Below are 19,073 nucleotides of genomic sequence, written 5' to 3' on the forward strand. Positions count from 1 at the left end.
GACTATGGCCGGGTTTTTGAAGGACGGTCGGTGAAGTGCGCGATAGCCTCACGAACTTGGAAATAGTCCGTCACCCCACTGCTTTGAAGTTTCTCGAGGAACGCCTGGCGAACCGCGAGATCTCCACCGACTGCCGAGGGGGCGATGCCACACCATTGAGACATCTCGGCGAAGACGCCGTTATCGTTGTGGTGGTGGATGAATCGATCCGCCTGCGGGTCCCACGACACCAGCTCCCTGACCCTAATATCTTGGCTGCCCACTCCCGGAAGCATCAGGTTGATGGACGCACACCGATGAACTTTGTTCGTTGAATTATTTTCGTGATGAAGTATGACGACGATGTCTATTGAGCGAATGCCGGCTCCTTGCGCATGGTTCGGCGCCGAGCTCAACGTCTCGATCACCTCCTCAACCGAATCACAGTGAATGCTGCCGGCAAGCAGGTATCCTTGTGGGAGAAGTGCGAAGAGTCGCGTTATCTGCGAGCCCCACATATATGGCGGCCAGGACCCCGAAAATTCATTCACAAGTAGGTAAGTGTCATGGGGATCCATTGCCTCTGCGGTGGCGAAGCTGAAGTCCTCGTCGCTCCCGCGAAGATAATATTTCTTCGCTCGGGCGGGCAAGAAGTCAAGTAGTGCAGTGAGGGTTGTGGTCTTCCCAGCCTCGTGAGGCAAGGCAGACACGAGAATCGAGGCCGGTTTCTGGAGTAGAAACCACAGGAGCGCGATTGATTCTGTATCGAAAGTTCCCGCATCAACGAGCTCGAGGACAGAAAGCGGCTCAGGTTCTGTGGTTCGAAGACCCCACCAGTGATAGGGCTGTTCGTAGCGGATGTCAGGCATTCTGTGGCCTCCTGGAACGATGGAGCCCCCGGCCTTGAAGCGTTGACATGAAACTCATCCCTCTGTCACGTTGACGCAACCTTCCGTGTCCGTCAACTTGGAACGCGCGCCGTGCGGCTGGATGGGCTCACGAGATCCACAGGGGCCGAGGCTTTGGGAGTTCCCGCCACATGTCGCGGTACGACGAGCAAGGCTTCGGCGTATTCGCCTGACGCCTGGTTCGTAAGGATCTGTCAGCTCGACGGTGCCACCGGAACGTGACAGGCACGGCTTCCGAGATCAACGCACCATCTCGGCCGGCCTCCGCCGCAACGCTCGCAATCCTCGGCCTTGGATGATCACGAACCGAACGTCATACAATTGCGCTGAAGCCCTGGGGCTTACGTGACCATGCACGGCATCCCATCGGGACTCTGCCAACCGGCCTACTCGCCCGGCGGAACTCGAACGAAGCCCTCGGTCCAATCGTCCTCATCGAACTTGCAGGCGTCGAAGTAGAAGCACTCCGGTTCATCACCGAAGCCTGGAGCAGTCGAGCCTGACGCACACGCTCTTCAACCCGTTCGAGTGTTGAGGAGATACCGAGCAGCTTCACGTTGTCGCCGTCCGCCTCGTCGCAGAACACACCGCTCTCATCGACGTGCACTGTCGAGCCGTCGTCGCCGGCTTCGTTCTGGTGGCCGACATGCCGCAGCGGATACACGATCACGGACGCGAAGCTATCAGCGCGCGAGTTCGCGTGGGGCCTGCGACGTTCGGCGCCCCTCACCTCGCGAGACCTCACGAACACAAACCGGGCATCACGCGACTTCGCCGAGGCCCTGCCGTCAGAACGACCAGCTCACCGCGTCGGCATGTGACGCCGAAGTGCGGAACCTACAGCTGCGGGGGAAGGGGCCGACGACCGATCCGACAACTTCGATCCCGACAACTGGCTTGCCTAATGAAGTAACTGGAAGTCCCCGTGTGTCGGCACGCGGTCCAGGGGCGGAACGTCTTCGGCGTGCGCCACGATCTGGCGATGAACTTCTCGTCCCCTGGGCGCAGGTAGGGGCGGGCTGCTTCCAGGTGCCGCTCGACCTTCGCGAGAGCGGGCACTCCTTCATTCGCGGGGAGCGGTGCTGCGCTGCGGTGGATGGCCGCGGCCAGGGCGCCGATCTGGCGGAAGAGGAGCTGTTGCTGCTCGGGCGGGTGGTCGAGACCGTGCAGAGGATGGCCGGGCACCGCAGTGATGACGACGGCGCGCAACGCGCTGTCGGCGGTCACGAGGGTGGGAGCGGCTGTTCCGAGGCTGGGAACCCAGCTGCGGTACGCGTCGACCTCACGGTAGTGGAACCGCGTGTTCTGGTGGATCTTGACGTACCAGACCCCCGTTTGCGCTCCGTCGGCCCGCCATACCCGGCTGCTGTCGCGGGCCCAGGAGGTGTCCGTCCAGGTGGCGATGCGCCCCACCACCTGTTCGGCGAGCTGCCGCACTTCCTCGGGCAGAAGGTCCGGGTGCGTGGACGTGGCCGTGCTCATTTCCATCCGGTTTCGGAGTAGAGGCGGCCGGTGCGAATTCCTTCGATGGCCACCCGGGTGTAGGGGACGAGGTCGTCGGGGAGCGCGGCCGGGTCCCAGAAACTCCACTGGGTGCACTTGTCCGGCTCGCGCAGTTCCGGTTCGCCGCTCCAGGTCCGGGCGCGGAAGAACAGGCCCATGCGGGGCCGGTCCCCGGCCTTGTCGATGTGGTGGACGACGTGGACGAGTTCGACGTCCTGTCGCTCGATGTGCAGGCCGGCCTCCTCCTGTGCCTCCCTGATCAGGCAGGTGATGGCGCTCTCCTGCTCGCAGTGGCCGGCCAGGACGTGCCAGGTGGACGGCGCGAACGCGGAGTCGGGGTGGCGCAGCCCGAGCAGCACCGTCCCGTCGGGCCGCTCCAGGTAGAGGTGGACGCCGATGACGTTGAGGACCGTGCCGTGCGGCGAAGCTGGGCGGCGCTCCTCGTGCGATGAGGGCCCGCTCTGCGGCGCGGTGCTGGCCGGGAGGCTGGCCGCGTGGCGCCATACGAGGTCGCTGGTGGTGTCTGCGATGCGCAGGCGGTGGAGGTCGTCGGGGGCGAACCAGGCCAGCATCACTCCTTCCGTCAGGCGAAGTTCGCGGGGATCACCGTTCCAGCGGCCGGCGTAGATGGCGATGGGCACGCTCCCGCCGGCGTCGTCGGAGGCGTACTCGGTTTCGAACGGGGTCAGGTCGGCGATGTCGAGGCCGGCTTCCTCGGCCAGTTCGCGCCGCACGGTGTGTTCCAGGGTGGCGTCCTGGGGCTCTCGGCCGCCGCCCAGCAGGGACCACATGCCCGGCTCCCAGATCCGGCCGGGGAAGTAGTCGCGCAGGTGGAGCAGGTACTCGCCGCGGTCGTTGTAGATCAGGGCGGAGGCATTGGCGGTCTGCGGTTCGGTCTCCGGCGTGAGCTTGAGCAGCTTCGCGCGCAGGGAGGGGGAGGTCACCCTGTCCACGGGCCGCCACTCGATGCCACCGACCTCTTCTTCCTGCAGCACCACCGGCGCCTCGGTCGCGGCGTGCAGGTGGAAGAGAAACCGGAGGTCGAAGTGCTGGTGGCCGGGTTCGCCTTTGCCCGGGTGGGCGTCGATGTCGTGGATGTCGATGTCGAACGGCACGGCCTCGTAGCCGGGCCACGGTGCCACGGCCTGGGGCGGGATCCCGGTCTCCTCGTGCAGCTCCCGCAGCGCTGCTGCTGCCAGGGACTCGTCGACGGGCTCGGTGTGTCCGCCGGGGGCGAGGACCTTCCCGCTCGCCAGGTGCAGCACGTGCAGGACGCGGCCGAGCGGGTCGACGACGATCGCGCCGCAGGTGACGTGCCCGGTGAAGGTGGAGCGGCTGGCGATGTCGGTGGGCCGGTCTAGGGCGTCCAGGAGGCCGCCGAGCTGCTCGCGCTCGTGAGGGTGGCGAGCGAGGTAGGTCTCGACGGTGGTGCGGATGTGGTCGTGCGACAACGGCATGGGGCTACCTCAGAGGTGCGTGGAGCGGGACGAGTCGAGGCGGGGTGGTCGTTCGTGTCAGCTCAGCCGCACCCCCTCCGGCGGGACTTCCTCGATGGCGGCGGCGCGAGCCGTGGGCAGGCGCCACCGCTTCCGGGCTGTCTCCGCGGCGAGCAGGGCTTGCCGCGCTCCGGGCGGGCCCCATCCCAGGAGAGCGGCTGTCTGGGCAGGGGTGGCGAGCAGGCGGGCGAAAGGGCGCCCGGTGGCGGGGTCGACGGTCGCAGGCCCGATGGCGGTGACCCGGGCGGCAAGGCGGAGCCGGGCGTTAGGCCCCACTCCGCCGTAGACCTCGCCGGTCTCGTCCAGCACCCAGCCCAGTCGTACCGGATCGGCCAGGGTGAGTTGGGCTTCCTCGGCGGCTTCGCGGTGCAGGGTGTCCTCGGGCGTCATGTCGGTCGTCTCCACGGTGCCGCCGGGCAGCATCGGCAGCGCGCCACGGGGGCCGGGGTCGGCCACGAGGACGACCCGGCCGTCCGGGACGAAGCACCACGCCCAGGCTTGCTGCACGGGGAGCCGCTCGGGGACGGGGCCGCGGTTGAGAGGGCTGTCCCACAAAGGCCGGTAGCGGACGTGCACGTCGTGGCGGTCCAGCGCCGGGACGTCGAGGATGTGTCGGCCGTCGGCGAGTTGGGCGGTGGCCGTGTTCCCGAGCCGGGCACGGTAGGCGGCGAGCATGATCTGCCCGTCCACAGGGCGCAGCCGCTGTACCGCATCCCGGGTCTCCAGGAAGGCGAACTCGGACAGCTCCTCGCGCGGCAGGCGGATGGCCTCGACCTGGTCGGGGCAGAGGGTTCCCCCGTCGAAGACGAACCGGATCTCCCCGGGGAAGGGAGTGCCGGGCTGAATGTCGGGGTGGTGCGGGGAGAGGGAGTGGACGGCGAGCACGCCAGCCAGGGGCATGTTCGCCAGGCCCAGTTCCTCGGTGATCTCGCGGCGGCAAGTGACGTCCGGATGTTCGCCGGGTTCGACGACGCCTCCGGGCAGCAGCCACGAGCCGTCCTCGCGGTAGGTGGGGTGCACCAGCAGGACCCGGCCGACCTCGTCGGTGATGATCGCGGCGGCGCCGACCCATACTGCGTGCCGGGATGCGGCGTACTGTCCCGTGAACAGGGCGGCACGCGGTGTGACGTGATCCGAAGGGGAGACGGGAGAGGTCACGAAGCTCTGCCTTCCGAGACGGTGGACGGGCGAGTGCAGCGCGGGCGGGTGAGCGGTGATCAGGAGGCACCGCCGTTCATCGGGCGCTGCAGCTCCCCGGGTTGGTGAGCAGGGAAGCGCTGCTGGGAACGATCGGCCAGTCCACGGTGATACGGGTGTGCTTCTTGGCGAACACGTGCGGTTCGTGGTCCGTGCCTGCCGGAGCACAGTCGGCTGTCGGGCGGGCGGTGATGAGGGGGCAGCGGGCGCCGCGGTGGTTGCGCTGCCAGTGCTCGACCTGCTCGGCCATCTCCTGCGCGGCGACGTGTCCTTGGGCGCCATGGCCGTGGACGACGAACCTGTACAGGCCCTTGCCATCGTCTCCATCGCCGATGCGCTCAGTGGCCAGCCGGGCGAGGGAGGCCCCGCGGACGATGGCGGCGCCGGGCCAATGCCGGGGCGGCGGGTTCAGGACCCCGTTGTCGCCGTCGGGGTCGACCTCCAGGCGGCAGAAGCCGGGCAGGGCGCCGGCGAGGTAGAGGGTGAGGGCGTCGAAGGGTTCCTGGCCGCCGACGGTGACGTGGGTGCGTGTCACGGTCGGCTTGCGGGTGAGGGCTGAGGCGAGTTGATCAACGGGCAGCGGGGTGCCGTCTTCCCAAGACAGGTGGACTCCGGTGCCGGGGACGGTGCGACGGTCCGTCTGCCAGGCGCCGTCGCCCTGCATGGCGACGAAGCCGCAGACGATGAGCGGCTCGTCGCTGTGCAGCGTCCCCTCATCTTTGGTGAAGCCGATGGCCCAGTGGTAGCCGTGCAGACGCAGCGGTGCGATGAGACGGCCGCCCTCGGCCAGGGCGCCGATCCAGGGCAGATCCCAGGTGTCGACGGTGACCACGATGGCGTCGAATCCGCCGTCCGGAACCACACCGGCGGGCAGGTGCTCGGCGTCCGCAGTGACCACGCGGACGCGGTAGTACCCGGCCTCGGTGAGGAAGCGGGCGGCCCTCTCGGAGACGGCAGGGTCGATCTCGAGGGTGGTGACGAGCCCGGCCGGGCCGACGAGTTCGGCCATGAGGGCGGCGTTGTAGCCCCCGGAGCCAATCTCCAGGACACGGTGGCCAGGCCGAATGCGAGCGGCTTCGAGCATGTCGGCCTGTAGCCACGGTGCGGAAACGGAGCTGATCACCCGGCCGTCGGGCGCGTGGCGGGTGGGGATGATGTCGTTGGCGTACGCCGCTTCCACAGCGACGTCGGGAGCGAAGACGTGCCGGGGCACGGTGCGGAAGGCGCGCTCGACAGCGGCGGTGCGGATGTGGTTGTCGGCGCGGAGCTGCTCGACGAGCTGGTGGCGAAGCTCGCTCACGTCGCTGACTTCCGTAGCCGGTGGAGTCGTCACGGCATTCCTTCCAGGGCTAGTTGGGCGGGTTCGGACGTGGAGCGGAGGGAGCATCGGGAGCGGCCCTGTGTCTCTGCCTGGCAGAACGGTGGCCTCGCGCGGGCCGGGTGATCAGGGGGTGTCGCCGCTCATCCGGCGCTGCAGCTCCCACAGGGTCCGGAAGAGACCTGGCTCCTGGGTGAGCTGGGCGTAGGTGCCCTCCTGGACGATCCGCCCTTCGTCCAGGACCACGATCCGGTCGGCGACGGCCACGTTGGTGAGGCGGTGCGTGATCAGCAGGATGGCGCGGTCCTTGGCCAGTTCGCGCAGGCCGGCGAAGATCCGGTGCTCTGCGCGGGCGTCGAGGGCGGCCGTGGGTTCATCCATCACCAGCAGCGCCGCCTGCCGGTGGAACGCGCGAGTGAGGACTAGGCGCTGCCACTGCCCGCCGGAGAGCTGCTGTCCGCCGAACCACTCGCTGGTCAGGAGGGTGTTCAGGCCGGAGCGGAGGCTCGGCAGCATCTCCGCGGCGCCGGACGCCTCGCAGGCGGCTAGCAGGGCCGCGTCGCTGGTGTCGCCCTGCCCGAACGTGATGTTGTCGCGCATCGTCAGCGGCAGGTACGTGAACTTCTGCGGGACTAGCGCGACGTGCTCCCACGACCCCCACGGGTGCAGGTCCGCGGTGGAGGCGTGGTCCCAGGCCACGTCGCCCTCGGTGGGCAGCAGCAGTCCGCACAGCAGGCGCGAGAGGGTTGTCTTGCCGGAGCCGTTCTCCCCGACGAGCGCCACGATCTCCCCGCGTCGCACGTGCAGGGAGACGTTGCTCAGGCTGTCCTTGGGGGCGCCGTCGTAGCGGTAGGTGACGTCTCGGACCTCGAAGCGCTCCGGGGCCGTGGTCACGGGCGCGGTGCCGCGGGAGTCGGTCATGGCCTGGCCGTGGGCGTTGTCGAGGAAGTTCTGCCAGTCCTGTACGTACCAGCCGGTGCGCACCAGGCGGGCCCCGCCGTTGATGATGCCGCGCACTGAGCCGGTGGCGGTCTGGAGAGCGAATACGGCGCCGCCGCCGGCCGCCAGGCTCATCCGCCCGGAGGCCAGGAGCCACAGCAGCGCCGCCCACACCGCGGTCGAGGCGATCCCGCCGGCCACTGCTCCGGCCAGTCCCATCCAGGCACCGGTGTTCGCGGCTTGGCGTTCGGCGGCGTTGACCGAGGCGGCCAGCCGCCGGTACCGGCCGATCAGGAAAGGGCCGGCCAGGCAGGCGCGCATCTCCTCACTGGACTCCTGATAGGCCATGTGCCAGCGCAGCTTGCCCAGCATCCGGCGTCGCCCGGAGGTCTCCAGCCCGGCGAGGTAGATCACGCGGGCGGAGCGGACGTAGGCGGCGGCCTGCGGCAGGCAGGCGAAGAAGAGCAGGGGAAGGAGCAGGGGGTGCAGGACGGTCAGGACGGTGGCGCCTGCCGCGAGCGTGGCGGTGGCCGCGAGGACGTCCTGCGCTTCTTCGACGAGATCGGGGGTGACCTGGGCGCCGCGGTCAGCGATGTCGTAGGCGTCGTTGTAGCCGGGCTTGTTGTTGGCGGCCAGTTCCGCGCCGAGCGCGGCCTCGATCATCGTCAGCTCCGCTGCCCGGCCGAGCACCGGGCGCAGACGGCCGGTCAGCCAGACGACGGTGATGCCCAGCAGGGTGCGCAGGCCGGTGGCGGCGGCGATCACGGCCAGCTGCGGGGCGGCGTCCCACAGCCGCTCAGTGATGTCGCCCGAGGAGATCAGCGCGGTGATCGTGCCCGTGACGGCCAGGAGGCTGAGGGCAGCGAGGAGGCCGGTCCCGATCTGGCACACCAGCAGGCCGATGGTCGCGCCGCGGTCCACGCGCCAGGCCATCTGCACCGAGCGTCGCACGAGCGAGGGAAGGCGCCGCGCCATGGTGCGGGAGGTCAGCAGGGAGCCGGCCTGGAGCCTCGACTCGTCGCGGTAGAGGTATTCCTCCTCTCGAACACCGGCCTCCTGCGGTTCGTCGTCCGGCGCGGTCTTCTTGGGCGGTTGCGGCGGCTGGTCCTGCGTAATGGCCGAGGTCATCGTTCCCCCTAGGACGGTCGCTGCGGCAGAGTCGTGAGGTCTAACGACACGGCTGCCATATCGAACACACGTCATTCGGTCGTGCTGGGGAGCCCGCTATTTCCTGCGTCAGGGAACCCCGCGGGCGCGGGATCCCTGGTCTGGCTTGGAGCGGCTGCGGGCAGGAAATGGCCGAAACGCCGACACCGCCAAACAGCGTGGGCAGCACGGGGGCATCCCGGGTCGTCCCCTCTTAGCTGGGATCTGGTTCGGCCTGCAGCAGCTTTGCCAGTTCTGTCTCGGCGTGGCCGACCGCGCCCGTCAGAGCCTCATGGTGGTGGGCGGACAGGACGCCGGATCCCAGTCCGGCCGCGGTGATCACCGCGTTGAGCGCGTCTGTCGCCCCGTCGTCCAGTGCGGACGCGGCGACGGGGTGGTGCAGTGCGTCTCGTGCGGCGTAGGCGTCGAGTCGGGCGACGCTGACGAGGGAGTCGAGTATGGGGGCGGCATGTCGTCCGGTGCGATCCAATTCCAGGGCTGACAGGCCCGTCCGGGTCTGGAAGGCGGCGGTCGGCGGATCGGGGTGGGCAAGGAGCTGGACGGCCTCATCAAGGGTGCGGTCGAGGTCGGGTTCAGGGACGGGGGTGTCTACGGGCCGGCAGTGGGCGTGCAGGAGGAGGGCGATGGCTCTCTCCCAAGGCTCCGTGGGCTGGGTGGTGTCGATCAGGTCGCGGGCCTGTTGGTCCAGGCCCTGCTCCATCAGGGCCATGATCTTGATCTGGCGGCCGTCGAGGAGCCGGTTGCCGATGCCGCGGTGCTGGGTCATGGCGTCGGCGGCCTCGGTCCACCGGCCGATGCGGGCGAGGGCGCGGGCGCCGTCCACGAGGAGGGTGACGTACAGCTCCTGGCACACCGTGCGGTGATCCTCGTCCGTGCCGGTCAGGGTCGAGAGGTCGACGGTCCGGCCGTCGATCTCGGTCTTCTCCCGCTGCCGCGCGGCGTGGTTGAGGCGGACCAGCAGGTCGTAGGCGGCCTCGCCCTGGCCGTCGCGGGTCAGCAGCCGGGAGAGGTTGACCAGCGGCATCAGCGACATGACGGCGATCGGTCCGCTCAGGCGTCCGGCGTTGGCGAAGACCTGGTGCTGGCGCCAGCACAGGTCGGCGGCCAGGTCGGGCAGGCCGACGTCGGAGGCGATGAGCGCGGCGTAGTTGAGGACCCCGCAGGCGCGGGCCACCAGGTCGTGGTGGCTCGCACCTGCGGGCGCGACGGTCAGCCCGGTGAGGTGGTTGATGCGCTCCTCCAAGGAGAGAGCGGGCGCCTTGGTGCGGCGGACCAGGGGGATGCGGCTGGCTATCGCGGGGATCATCGGCTCAGCCCTTGCGCGCCCAGTCGACGACGAGTCGGCTGTAGGGCTTGTCGACGACGAAGCAGGCGTCGTCCGCCGTCAGCCGGTCACGCGAGTCCGCGACGGCCATCCGGAAGCCCGGCTCGGGGGCGTCGTTGCCGCCGGTCGCGTCCCAGGCGCGAATCTCGCTCGCGACGCGCTCGGCGAGGTCGGCGCCGCTCTCGCCGTGGCCGATCACGCCGACTTCCCAGTACCGGCCCTGCTCGTCCTCGCCCTCGCGGATGGTCAGGTACGCGAGCGATCCGCCGTCGAGGGCGGCCATGGAGCCCCAGCCGAAGTGCGGGGTGAACCCGGGGCGTTGGCCCGGCAGGCGGGACAGGCCGTTGGGCAGCACGCAGGCCAGGTACAGGTACAGCCACTCCCAGGCTGAGCCCTGCCGGAACTTCACCCCGGTGTAGAGCTTGGTCTGCTGCTGGTCGAGGACGGAGCGCAGCGCGTCGCGGTCGACGTCCTGCTCGCTGAACGTCTCCAGGCGCACGTTGCCCTCGCCTGCCATCGGTACGAGGGCGTACACGTCGTCGCAGACGCCCTTGCGCAGCGGGATGAAGGTCGCCATCTCGCAGGAGACGGTCTTCCACGTGTCGCCGTCGCGTTCGAAGGCGAAGGATCGGGAGATGCTGCCGCGGATGCGCATCGGCAGGACCAGGCGTCCGCCGGGGGCGAGCTGGTCGAGGATCTTCACGGGTACGTCGCCGGCGCCGACGGTGAAGATGATCCGGTCGTAGGGGGCGTGCTCGGGCAGCCCGGCCGCGCCGTCGGCCATCACCGCGGTGGCGTTGTCGACGCCGGCCTCGGCGAGGTGCTTGCTCGCGCCGGAGACGAGGTCCTGGTCGACGTCGAGGGTCCACACCTGCCCGCCGGGGGAGACGATCTTGCCGAGAAGGGCGGCGTTGTAGCCGGTGGCGGCTCCAGCCTCCAGGACCTTGTGACCGGGCTGGGCGCCGAGCTGTTCGAGCTGGGTGGCGACGATGGACGGCGCGGAGATGCAGGAGATCATCTCCGCGTGCTCGTCGTGCTTGATCGGGACGGCGTCCTCCTTGTACGCGCTCTCCAGGTCGACGCCGGGCAGGAAGGCGTGCCGGTCGGTGGTGCGGAAGGCGTCGACGGCCGCCTTGCTGCGCAGGTGGCCGCTGTCGACGAGCCGCTGGGCGAGGGCTTCGCGCAGTTGGTTGGGGTCGGTTACGGGTGTCACGGTGGTCTCCATTCGAGGGAGGCTAGGGTCCGCTGAGGCGGACTTGGGGGTAGACACGTCAGCTCCTTCTCCGGTGGAGAAAGCGACGTGACGGCCGAGCCACGCGGTGGCGGCCTGTGTCTCGGCAGGCACGCCCGCACGGTTGAACGCGAAGATCGCGTGATGGGCGATGACGGCCCGGATTCCGCGTATCAGTCGACCGTCGGCGGCGAGCCGGCGCAGGCGGCGGCCAGCGTCCTCGAACTCGGCGACGCGCTCGACCCAGCCCGCTTCCGCGTCTGGGCGCAGGGCCGCGTCCGCGTTCATCAGCCGCCGCATCGCGGAGACGGCTCTGTCCAGTGCGGGCCCCTGGGGCGGGGTGACGGGGGGCCGCAGGGCGGCCAACCGGGCCCATACGTCTCCGGCTTCGAAAGGGTCCAGTCCCGCCGCGCGGATCATGACGGACAGCAGCATCACGCTGCGCTCGCGGGCGCCGGGGGTGCCGGTCTCGGCGAGCGCGGCCGGGCTGTCGGCGCAGAACACGTCGTGCGCGACCTCCATGCCCTCGGGGCCGCCGAAGGCGTGCGTCTCGGGCTCGTAGATCCCGCCCACCCAGCCGGTGATCACGCGGCCGGCGACGAGCTGGTCCAGCAAGTCGGCGACGGGCTGTTCGGTACGCAGGCGCACGCCGGCGTCCTTGCGCAGGAAGTGGAAGCGGCGCCCGGCCAGCGCGGTCGCAAGGGCCCGGGCGGCGTCCGCGTGCGGGTCGGGAAAGGCCACGGAGGCGTGCCACCAGGACGTGTCCGGGGGGACGGGCAGGTTCTCTTCGTCGAGGGTCATGAGGAGGGAACTCCTTGCGAGACGGCGGGGTGGGGTCAGGTGAGCAGGAGGACGCGGGTCCAACCGGTGGCGTCGGTGGCCTTCAGGGCAAGTTGGGCCCCGGCGCGGCCTTCCATGAATCCGGGTTTGGGCAGGTGCTCCCAGTCGGCGGCCAGCCGTCGGTGCAGTTCATGGATGATCGGGGTGAAGCGCTCGGGGCTGGTGCTGTCGGCGGCGACCGCGCGGGTGAGAGTCAGCAGCCCGGCCCAGCCGTGGCAGAGCGTCGAGTCGGTGATCCGGGCGAGCCGCAGCGGGTCGGTCAGGATCGCCTCGACGGTGTCCTCGGCCGCTTGGCGCCGTACAGGGTCGCCGAGGACAAGCGCGGCGAGCTGCTGGGCGCGGGCGATGCCGGGCTGGCCGTAGCACCAGGACTGGCGGGCTGGCTCCGCTGCGGGCGGCTGGTCGACGTCCATGTGGGCTGCGGTGGACCAGTAGTGGTCGCCGTGCCGGTCGAGCCAGGTCGCGAACGTGCCGACGGCCTCCTCCTGGCCGGGGACGCTGACTCCGGCGCGCAGGGCGAGGGAGAGCACGGCCAGGGGCCCCGCTATGCCGTGGGCCATGCCGTTGTTGCCGTGCCCGCCTGCCATGTCCTTCCCGTCGGGGCCGACCGGCGACCACCACCCGGGCAGGATCCTGCCGTCACTGCGGGCGGGGTGTGCGAGCGCGACGAGGCAAGCGAGCACGTCGGGCAGCCGGGGCGCGATCGGGCGGCGGGACAGCAGCAGTGCGGCGAGCCCGGTCATGCCGCGGATGAGGTCCCATTCGGCGAGGTGGGGCAGCGCGCCGGCCGCCTGCCGGCGGTGGGCGGCGGCGAGCCGGGCGTCCACGACGCGGTCGACGGCCGCGCGGACGTCGTTTGCGGCCCCGTGGGCGCGGTCCAGGACGAACTCCAGGGCGGGTGCGCCGTGGAAGAGGCTGGCGTTGCTGCCGGTGCTGACGCCCCGGACGGTGGCCTGGGCGAGGTGGCGGCGGGCGGTGGCCAGGTCACGGCGCTCGATGTCGAGCAGGGCCATCCCCAGGGCGCCCTCGGACAGGTCCTGCGTACGGGGCACGGTCGTCATGGTCATGAGCGCCTGGCCAGGGGGACGACGATGCTGTGGGCCCGGCCGCCGATCCACCCGTCGGCGTCCGGCAGGGGCGCGTCGTGCAGGGTGGCGATGCCGAGGGGGCTGGCGTCCAGGTGCGCGCGCAGGAGGTCCAGGTCGACGTCGCGGGCGAGGTCGAGGGGCAGTTGCTGGTCGTCCTCGGCGAGCAGGACCCGATCCGGCACGCGGAACCGGGCACGCCAGGCATGGAGTTGGTCTGCCCACTGCTGGAGTGGGGCGGTGCGGGCAGGCAGCGTACGGCTGCGGATCTTCCACCGGCTGGTGGTGAGGATGGTGCGACGGTAGGTGAGGGCCGGGGTGAAGGGCAGGGTCCAGGCGGCGCCCCAGTCGAACCAGGTCACCTGCGGGGACGCTGCCCGGCTGATCTCGCCGAGGAAGCGGGCCATCGGCGGGGTGTAGTTGTTCCACAGGAAGTTGATGGCGGTGGGGGCCAGCAGCTCCAGCGGCTTGCCCGTCGCGGACTCCACCAGCTGGGGGCGGCCGTCCGCGACGGTGACCGCCAGGTCGCGTGGGAAGAGCACGTGCGGTTCGGGACGGCGGAATTCGCCGACGCTGACGATCCGGGGCAGGGCCTGTGGTGCGCGGGTGAGCAGGTCGGCCGGCACCCGCCCGGCGTGGAAGGAGAGCTGCGCGAGTTCCGCCTCCGGATCGACGGTGGGCAGGTTCGCGTACGCCGTCTCGGTGCCGGGCAGGAGGTGCCAGAACCGACCGGTCATCGATCCGGCTGAGCGGGAGACGGTCAGAACGTGCAGCCGGAAGTCGCCTCGGTCCAGGGCCGGAAGAGAGGAGGCGTGGACCTGCGCGGCCAGTTCGAGGTGGGGTGCCAGGGCCTGGGGCTTGTCGCCGGCCGCTGCTTCCAGTTCCTCGATCATCGCCTCGGTCAGCGCGACGGTGCGGCTGCCTTCGGCGGCTGCGGTGCCGGCCAGCTCCAGCAGCAGGCGGTCGCGCCGGGACATCGGCCGGGGCGGTTCGCTCGCTGTGACAAACCCTGCCGGGAAGCCCACGCCCCGGTCGGGGTCAGTCACCGCTTCCACTGGCACCGCGGTGTTCTCGCCGTAGCGCTCGGAGAACTGCTCGATCCACCGGCGCCAGGTCGGTGTCCCGTTCGGATGGGTAACCAGGCGGGCCAGGACGGTGGCCGCGGTCTCCGATTCGGTCAGCACCTGCTTGGGCAGCCGCACGTCGGCGTCCAGCCGCAGGTCGCACGCTGTCCGCAGGCCGGCTGCCTGGGTGTGCGTTGCAGGCGGTAAGACGTCGGTGGGGTTGGCGATGGTGGCGGGGGCGCGCAGGGAGGAACGCAGCAGCCGCACCCGAAGCAGTTCACCCAGCAGCCGGTCGCGCGCCGTGTCGCTCACGGCGGGGAACTCCGCGGCCAGTTTGTCGGACAACTGACGGTACGTGATCGGCGATCGCGCGAGGTCGAGTACGAGACGCAGCGCGGGGCTGAGGGCGAGACGGAACTCGGCATCGCCTTCGGACGGTACATGGATGTGCTGGTCGTGCTGTCGGATCAGGGTGTTGACGCAGACCTCGGCGTCGGCCATGCGCGCAGCGTCGCTCTCCCAGGCACTGAGTATCTCTTCGAGCCCCACCGGGTCGGGGCGGGTGACCGCCTGGTGCTTCTCACCGAAGCGCACGGACGTGGCCTGGGCGAAGCCGAGCGGGGCGACGCCGGCGAACAGGCCGTAGGGGGTGGAGCGGCGGGCGTAGCGGATCGCGTAGCGGGCGGTGGCCAGCGCCGCCCGGCGCATCCGGCGCACCTTCGGTGTGCGGCCATCGATGATGGCCTGGACTTGGTCCGCCAGGTGAGGGCTCGCCTGCGACACGGCCCGGCGGAAGTCGGTGTCGGACCACACCGTGCTCAGCCACGCGCGCCACTCGTCCACGGGCGCTTTGGCCACCGGCCAGGGCGGCATGGCGGGCTCGGTCGTGTGCACCGCGGCGCGCAGCATGGCCTGCCCCGCGGCCTCGTACAGGCTGGGCCGGTGCCGTGTCATCAGGGCTCTCCTCATCTTCTGCGTGGTGGGCGGGGCGGGCCGGACGGGGAGAGCCCCGTCCGGCCCGCGTTGCCGGGGTGTCCCGGCTTACGAGGTGGTGCAGGCGCTGGGGCAGGAGCTGCCGCAGGTGTCGCCCGTGCTGCACATCAGGACCGTCTCGGTCGCCGGCGTGCCCTCGATGAAGGTGATGTCGAGTCCGAACGGGTCGGTCTCGTCGGTGGTTGCCAGGTCCGACTGCACGGGGGCGGTCGGCCTCTCCGTCTGCACGGCGGTCATGCTTGCCTCCTAGTGGCGATGGGTGGTGCGGGATCCCGGGACCCGGTCGGGGCCCGGAGCTTGGTGCCAGACGGTGGCAGGCGAAGGCGTCGCCTGGTCCAGGACGTCTGGGAGTCGATGGGACCTGTGCCGTCAGGCTGCTACGGGCTGCGCTTCCTGGTGGGCCTTCGCGGCCTGGTTCAGGACCTTGGTGAAGTGCTCGGCGCGTTCGTCGCCCTCGGCCTCCTGGGCGCGGAGGTCTCCGAAACGGGCCCAGTAGCGCCGGCAGACGTCGCTGTTCATGAGCACCGAGGCGTAGAAGGGCAATTGTCCGTCGCGGACGAAGCCCAAGCGGTCGCGCAGGCTGAGGGTGCAGATCTGCTGGTTGGCATGGAGCAGCTGCATGTACTCCTCGACGTCCATGTCCTCGGGCGCCCAGAGTTTGGCGAGGTCGGCATTGGTGGACATCTGCGCCAGCCAGTCGAACTGGTTGCGGGCGACGACCGCCTCGTTGCGCTCGGCCTGGTGCCGCGCGTCCTGCCTGAGCCGGACGGCTCCGACCACGGCGGTGGTGAGGGAGACGGCAGCACCGGCAGCGAGGACGGCTGTAGTGAGCTTCATCTGTCAACGATCCTTTCGCAGAGCGGAGTTGCGGCCGGAAGGCCGACTGGTGGAGAAGCTGGGATTCCGCTGCTTCACGCGGCCCCCGCGAGGACGGTCGAGGCTTCATCGGCAGAGCCACGCGCGGCGTACCGGCGGCGCACCGCCTTCAGAGCGACAGCGATCGGCGGCAGACCCACGGTGGCCCTGCGTGCGTCGACTGACTCCGGCGCGCGCAGCGGGCACAACTCGATGCCGTCGGCGCACAGCAGGAGCTGGGTTCCGTACTCCTGGTCGCGCCCGCTGGTGATGAGGGCGCGGTCGTGCAGGTGCGCCCAGTGCTGGACCAGCGCGTCGCCGGTCTGGACCGCACGTCCCAGCAGGGTGGTGGCGGCGCGCTGGAAGTCGGGTTCGTCGTCGCTGTGCAGGGCGATGCTCCACGCGGCACGGGCCGCGTCGGGGCCGACGAGGCGGTGGCCGGGCCAGTCGTGGTCGGCCAGGATGCGGCGCAGCACCTTGGTGTTGACGTGGTCGGTGTGCCGGCCCTGTCCGAGTTGGACGGCGTCGAGCTGGTCGCGCACGCGCTTGGCCCGGTGCGTGGCCGATTCCGTGGCGCGGGCGATCAGCTCGCGGGCGAGGTCGGGCCGCTGCGGTTCGTCAGTTGTCACGCGTTGCTCCGATCATCCGGAGCCGGCTGAGGCGCGTGGACCTGGCAGCTGATCAGCGCGCGGAGCCCGGCGCGGTGCTCGGCGGGGAGTTCGAGGCGGGCGACTCGATCGCCGTCGCGTCCGGGGCCGGATCCGCACACGTCCCAGCCGTTGTCGGTGAGCCGACGCAGGAGGGCAGCGAGGGGTTCGGCTTCGAGAGTGTGGCGGGCCAGCGTCTCGGCCCGTACGACTTGGAGGTCGAGTCGGGCGGCGAAGTCGGACGCCCACAGGGTGATCAGGCGGGTGATGTCATCGGACTGGCCGGGCAGGGTGTGGACGCTTTGGAGGAAGAGGCACGGACCCTGGCCCCATCCGAGGTCGGGGTCACGCACGGGGATCATGCAGGCCAGCAGCTTTCCGTCCTCGTACAGTCCGGCGGACATGGTCTGCGCCTCGCGGAAGAGTGCCGGGATGTCGGCGCGGGCGGGTACGGGCAGGCCGTGCATTGTGAGCCAGCGCTGGCGGTCCTGGACGAGGGCCGCAGCTTCCTCGCGCTCGGCCGCCGTGCGCAGCATGCGCATCTCGTAGATGGCGGTCGGCGGCGTCTGCGTGAAGGGGACGGAGGCGGAGCGGTACTCACTGGCCGCTGAGGTCGTAGGCCGGGTCACTGGCTTGCCCCGTTTCGCGTCGCGTGGGCTCCCTGCTCGGCCGGCAGCAGCTGCCAGCCGTGCGCCAGGACCACCAGTTCGGTGGTGTCCTGTGCGCCCGTGTCGGCGAGGAGCTGGTCGAGCGCGGCGCGCTGGTCGGCCGGGGCGAGCTTGGCGGCGACGGCGATGTCGCGCGTATCGCTGTGCTCAGCGACGGCTCGCAACAGCAGCAGCTGCTCGGGGCTGAGCTTCGGAGCTGGCCTGTCCGCCGGGGGAGAGGCCACCTGCTGGGTGGTGAACAGGCGGTGCACGATGACGGGGGGCTTGCAGCGGGGCGGGCAGTGGAGGCTCGCGCGGATGTCGCGGATGTACTGGCGGACGGTGACCGCCGAGAGCCCTGTCTTCGCGGCGATCTCTTGGGATGCACAGCCGTTCGCGAGGTGTTGGGCGACGCGCTGCAGCGTCGGCGTCAGAGGGGTGATCGGTGCGCTGGTCGTCACGGGCGGGGTCACGGTGTCTCTTTCTCGGCTGGAACGGACGGTCACCGGGGTGGGTGCCGCCGGTCCCCGCGGGGGACGGGGACCGGCGGCACCGGCCCGTGCGCGGCGGTCGGGATTCACGGGGTGCCGCGTACGGGGGCTCATGCGGCGGTCGGGTCGGGGCGTGCCCAGGCGGCTTCGGCGGCGAGGCGTTCGGACCACTGGATGTGGTCCTCGTCGAAAGCGGCGTCGGCTAGGCGTATGCGCTGGACCTCGCCGGTGCCGGCGGGCGGGTAGGTGTGCTGGATGTCGCGCCACAAGCGCTGGAGGACGTAGTCGCGGTCGAAGGCGTGGGCGCCGTGCAGTTCCATGGCGTCCTGGGCCGACTGCGCGGCCCACTGGTGGCCGAGGTACTTGGCGTTGATCAGGTCGGCGTCGCAGGGCAGGCCCTGGTCGAGAAGGTGCACGGACTGGTAGGCGAGTATCCGGCCGGCGCGCAGGCGGGCCTCCATGCCACCGATGCGGTCCCGCAGTACGGGCAGGTCGGACAGGCTGGCCCGATAGCGAGGACGGGTCTTGAGACGAGCAGTAGTGGCGGCCACGACCGCTTCGTGAATGCCGAGGCTCACGGCGGCCAGGTTGGGACGGCCGTACAGAATGCTGCTGCTCTGGGCCACGCTCAGCCCCTGGCCGATCTCTCCGACCACGTTGTCCTCGGGAACACGGACGTGATCGAGGTCGAGTCGGCCGGCGGAGAAGCCGTGCAGACCAAGGCCGGGGCGGTGCTCGGGGACCGAGAGCCCGCGGCGGCTTGATTCGACCATGAACGCGGTCAGCGCCTGGGAGGTGCTCACGCCCGCTTCGGCGGTGCGGGCGACGACGAGGTGGGCACCGGCGAGGTGACTATTGCCGATATGGACCTTGCGGCCGGTGATCACCCACTCGCTGCCGGCGCGTTCGGCTGTGGTTTCGATGCCACCGATGTGTCCGCCGGCCTGTGGTTCGGTCACGGCGATCGATAGCAGCAGGGAACCGTCCGCGACACGGGGCAGCCAGCGGCCCTTCTGCTCGTAGGTGGCGAAGTGCAGCAGGGCGCCGACGGGGATCAGGGTGGCCTGCAGGATGGCTGCGGCAGCCGCCGAGATCCGCGCGATGCGGTGGACCAGGATGGTCTTGGCCACATGTCCGGCACCCAGCCCACCGAAGGAGGCCGGGATGGTGACGGCGAACCAGTCCCGTGCGGCCATCAGGTCGGCGACCTTGCGCTCCACCCTGCCCGGAGCGGCCTCCATACGCGCGACGCGCGACGCGATGTGCTCGGCCGCGAAGGCGTCCGCCTCGTCCCACAGCACTTCGTGGCGGGCGGTGAGGTAGGGGCGCAGCGCCGGTGGCGGTGTAGTGGGTGTGGCGGACATGGTCTCCCTCTCCCTGGGCGAAGGT

16 protein-coding genes are annotated in these 19,073 nt (G+C 70.3%); all 16 read right to left on the bottom strand.

What is annotated here, in order from left to right; all coding sequences use genetic code 11:
• Nucleotides 1-2: 2 nt before the first annotated feature.
• The gene (locus OG562_RS34970) at nt 3-848 is read right to left on the bottom strand and encodes a hypothetical protein (protein WP_266405296.1); all 846 of its coding nucleotides are present in this window, start codon (nt 846-848) and stop codon (nt 3-5) included.
• A gap of 876 nt (nt 849-1,724) precedes the next feature.
• Nucleotides 1,725-2,369 carry a hypothetical protein gene (locus OG562_RS34975; protein ID WP_266405299.1) on the bottom strand — a complete coding sequence of 215 codons (645 nt, stop codon included), beginning with the start codon at nt 2,367-2,369 and terminating at the stop codon, nt 1,725-1,727.
• Entirely contained in the window at nt 2,366-3,847 is a 1,482-nt protein-coding gene (locus OG562_RS34980; protein ID WP_266405301.1) for an NUDIX domain-containing protein, read from the bottom strand. The genes OG562_RS34975 and OG562_RS34980 overlap by 4 nt, the downstream gene beginning before the upstream one ends.
• A 57-nt stretch (nt 3,848-3,904) precedes the next feature.
• Entirely contained in the window at nt 3,905-5,044 is a 1,140-nt protein-coding gene (locus tag OG562_RS34985; RefSeq protein WP_266405303.1) for an NUDIX hydrolase, read from the bottom strand.
• A 76-nt stretch (nt 5,045-5,120) separates the two neighbouring features.
• Nucleotides 5,121-6,383, bottom strand: coding sequence for a methyltransferase, FxLD system (fxlM, locus tag OG562_RS34990; protein ID WP_266405305.1), 1,263 nt, complete (start codon nt 6,381-6,383; stop codon nt 5,121-5,123).
• Nucleotides 6,384-6,527: 144 nt separating this feature from the next.
• Complete coding sequence (locus OG562_RS34995) at nt 6,528-8,468, bottom strand: ABC transporter ATP-binding protein (RefSeq protein ID WP_266405309.1); 1,941 nt, start codon at nt 8,466-8,468, stop codon at nt 6,528-6,530.
• Between the two features lie 232 nt (nt 8,469-8,700).
• Nucleotides 8,701-9,813, bottom strand: coding sequence for a hypothetical protein (locus OG562_RS35000; RefSeq protein WP_266405311.1), 1,113 nt, complete (start codon nt 9,811-9,813; stop codon nt 8,701-8,703).
• Nucleotides 9,814-9,817: 4 nt separating this feature from the next.
• Nucleotides 9,818-11,863 (bottom strand): methyltransferase, FxLD system, encoded by a 2,046-nt coding sequence (fxlM, locus tag OG562_RS35005; RefSeq protein WP_266405314.1) that lies wholly within the window; start codon nt 11,861-11,863, stop codon nt 9,818-9,820.
• A 35-nt stretch (nt 11,864-11,898) separates the two neighbouring features.
• A complete protein-coding gene (locus OG562_RS35010; protein ID WP_266405316.1) occupies nt 11,899-12,963 on the bottom strand; it encodes a lanthionine synthetase C family protein in 1,065 nt (354 codons plus the stop codon).
• A 2-nt stretch (nt 12,964-12,965) separates the two neighbouring features.
• Complete coding sequence (locus OG562_RS35015; protein WP_266405317.1) at nt 12,966-15,005, bottom strand: lantibiotic dehydratase family protein; 2,040 nt, start codon at nt 15,003-15,005, stop codon at nt 12,966-12,968.
• An 87-nt stretch (nt 15,006-15,092) separates the two neighbouring features.
• Nucleotides 15,093-15,281, bottom strand: a complete 189-nt coding sequence (locus tag OG562_RS35020; protein ID WP_057608338.1) for an FxLD family lanthipeptide — start codon at nt 15,279-15,281, stop codon at nt 15,093-15,095.
• 132 nt (nt 15,282-15,413) lie between these two features.
• The gene (locus OG562_RS35025) at nt 15,414-15,881 is read right to left on the bottom strand and encodes a DUF6082 family protein (protein WP_266405320.1); all 468 of its coding nucleotides are present in this window, start codon (nt 15,879-15,881) and stop codon (nt 15,414-15,416) included.
• 74 nt (nt 15,882-15,955) lie between these two features.
• Nucleotides 15,956-16,528, bottom strand: coding sequence for a DUF6624 domain-containing protein (locus OG562_RS35030; protein ID WP_266405322.1), 573 nt, complete (start codon nt 16,526-16,528; stop codon nt 15,956-15,958).
• The gene (locus tag OG562_RS35035) at nt 16,525-17,175 is read right to left on the bottom strand and encodes a hypothetical protein (RefSeq protein ID WP_266405324.1); all 651 of its coding nucleotides are present in this window, start codon (nt 17,173-17,175) and stop codon (nt 16,525-16,527) included. The genes OG562_RS35030 and OG562_RS35035 overlap by 4 nt, the downstream gene beginning before the upstream one ends.
• Nucleotides 17,172-17,666, bottom strand: coding sequence for a LuxR C-terminal-related transcriptional regulator (locus OG562_RS35040; protein WP_266405325.1), 495 nt, complete (start codon nt 17,664-17,666; stop codon nt 17,172-17,174). The genes OG562_RS35035 and OG562_RS35040 overlap by 4 nt, the downstream gene beginning before the upstream one ends.
• 128 nt (nt 17,667-17,794) lie before the next feature.
• Nucleotides 17,795-19,048 carry an acyl-CoA dehydrogenase family protein gene (locus tag OG562_RS35045; RefSeq protein ID WP_266405326.1) on the bottom strand — a complete coding sequence of 418 codons (1,254 nt, stop codon included), beginning with the start codon at nt 19,046-19,048 and terminating at the stop codon, nt 17,795-17,797.
• Nucleotides 19,049-19,073: the final 25 nt, after the last annotated feature.

Origin of the sequence: Streptomyces sp. NBC_01275 (genome assembly GCF_026340655.1) — a bacterium.
Taxonomy (GTDB): Bacteria; Actinomycetota; Actinomycetes; order Streptomycetales; family Streptomycetaceae; genus Streptomyces.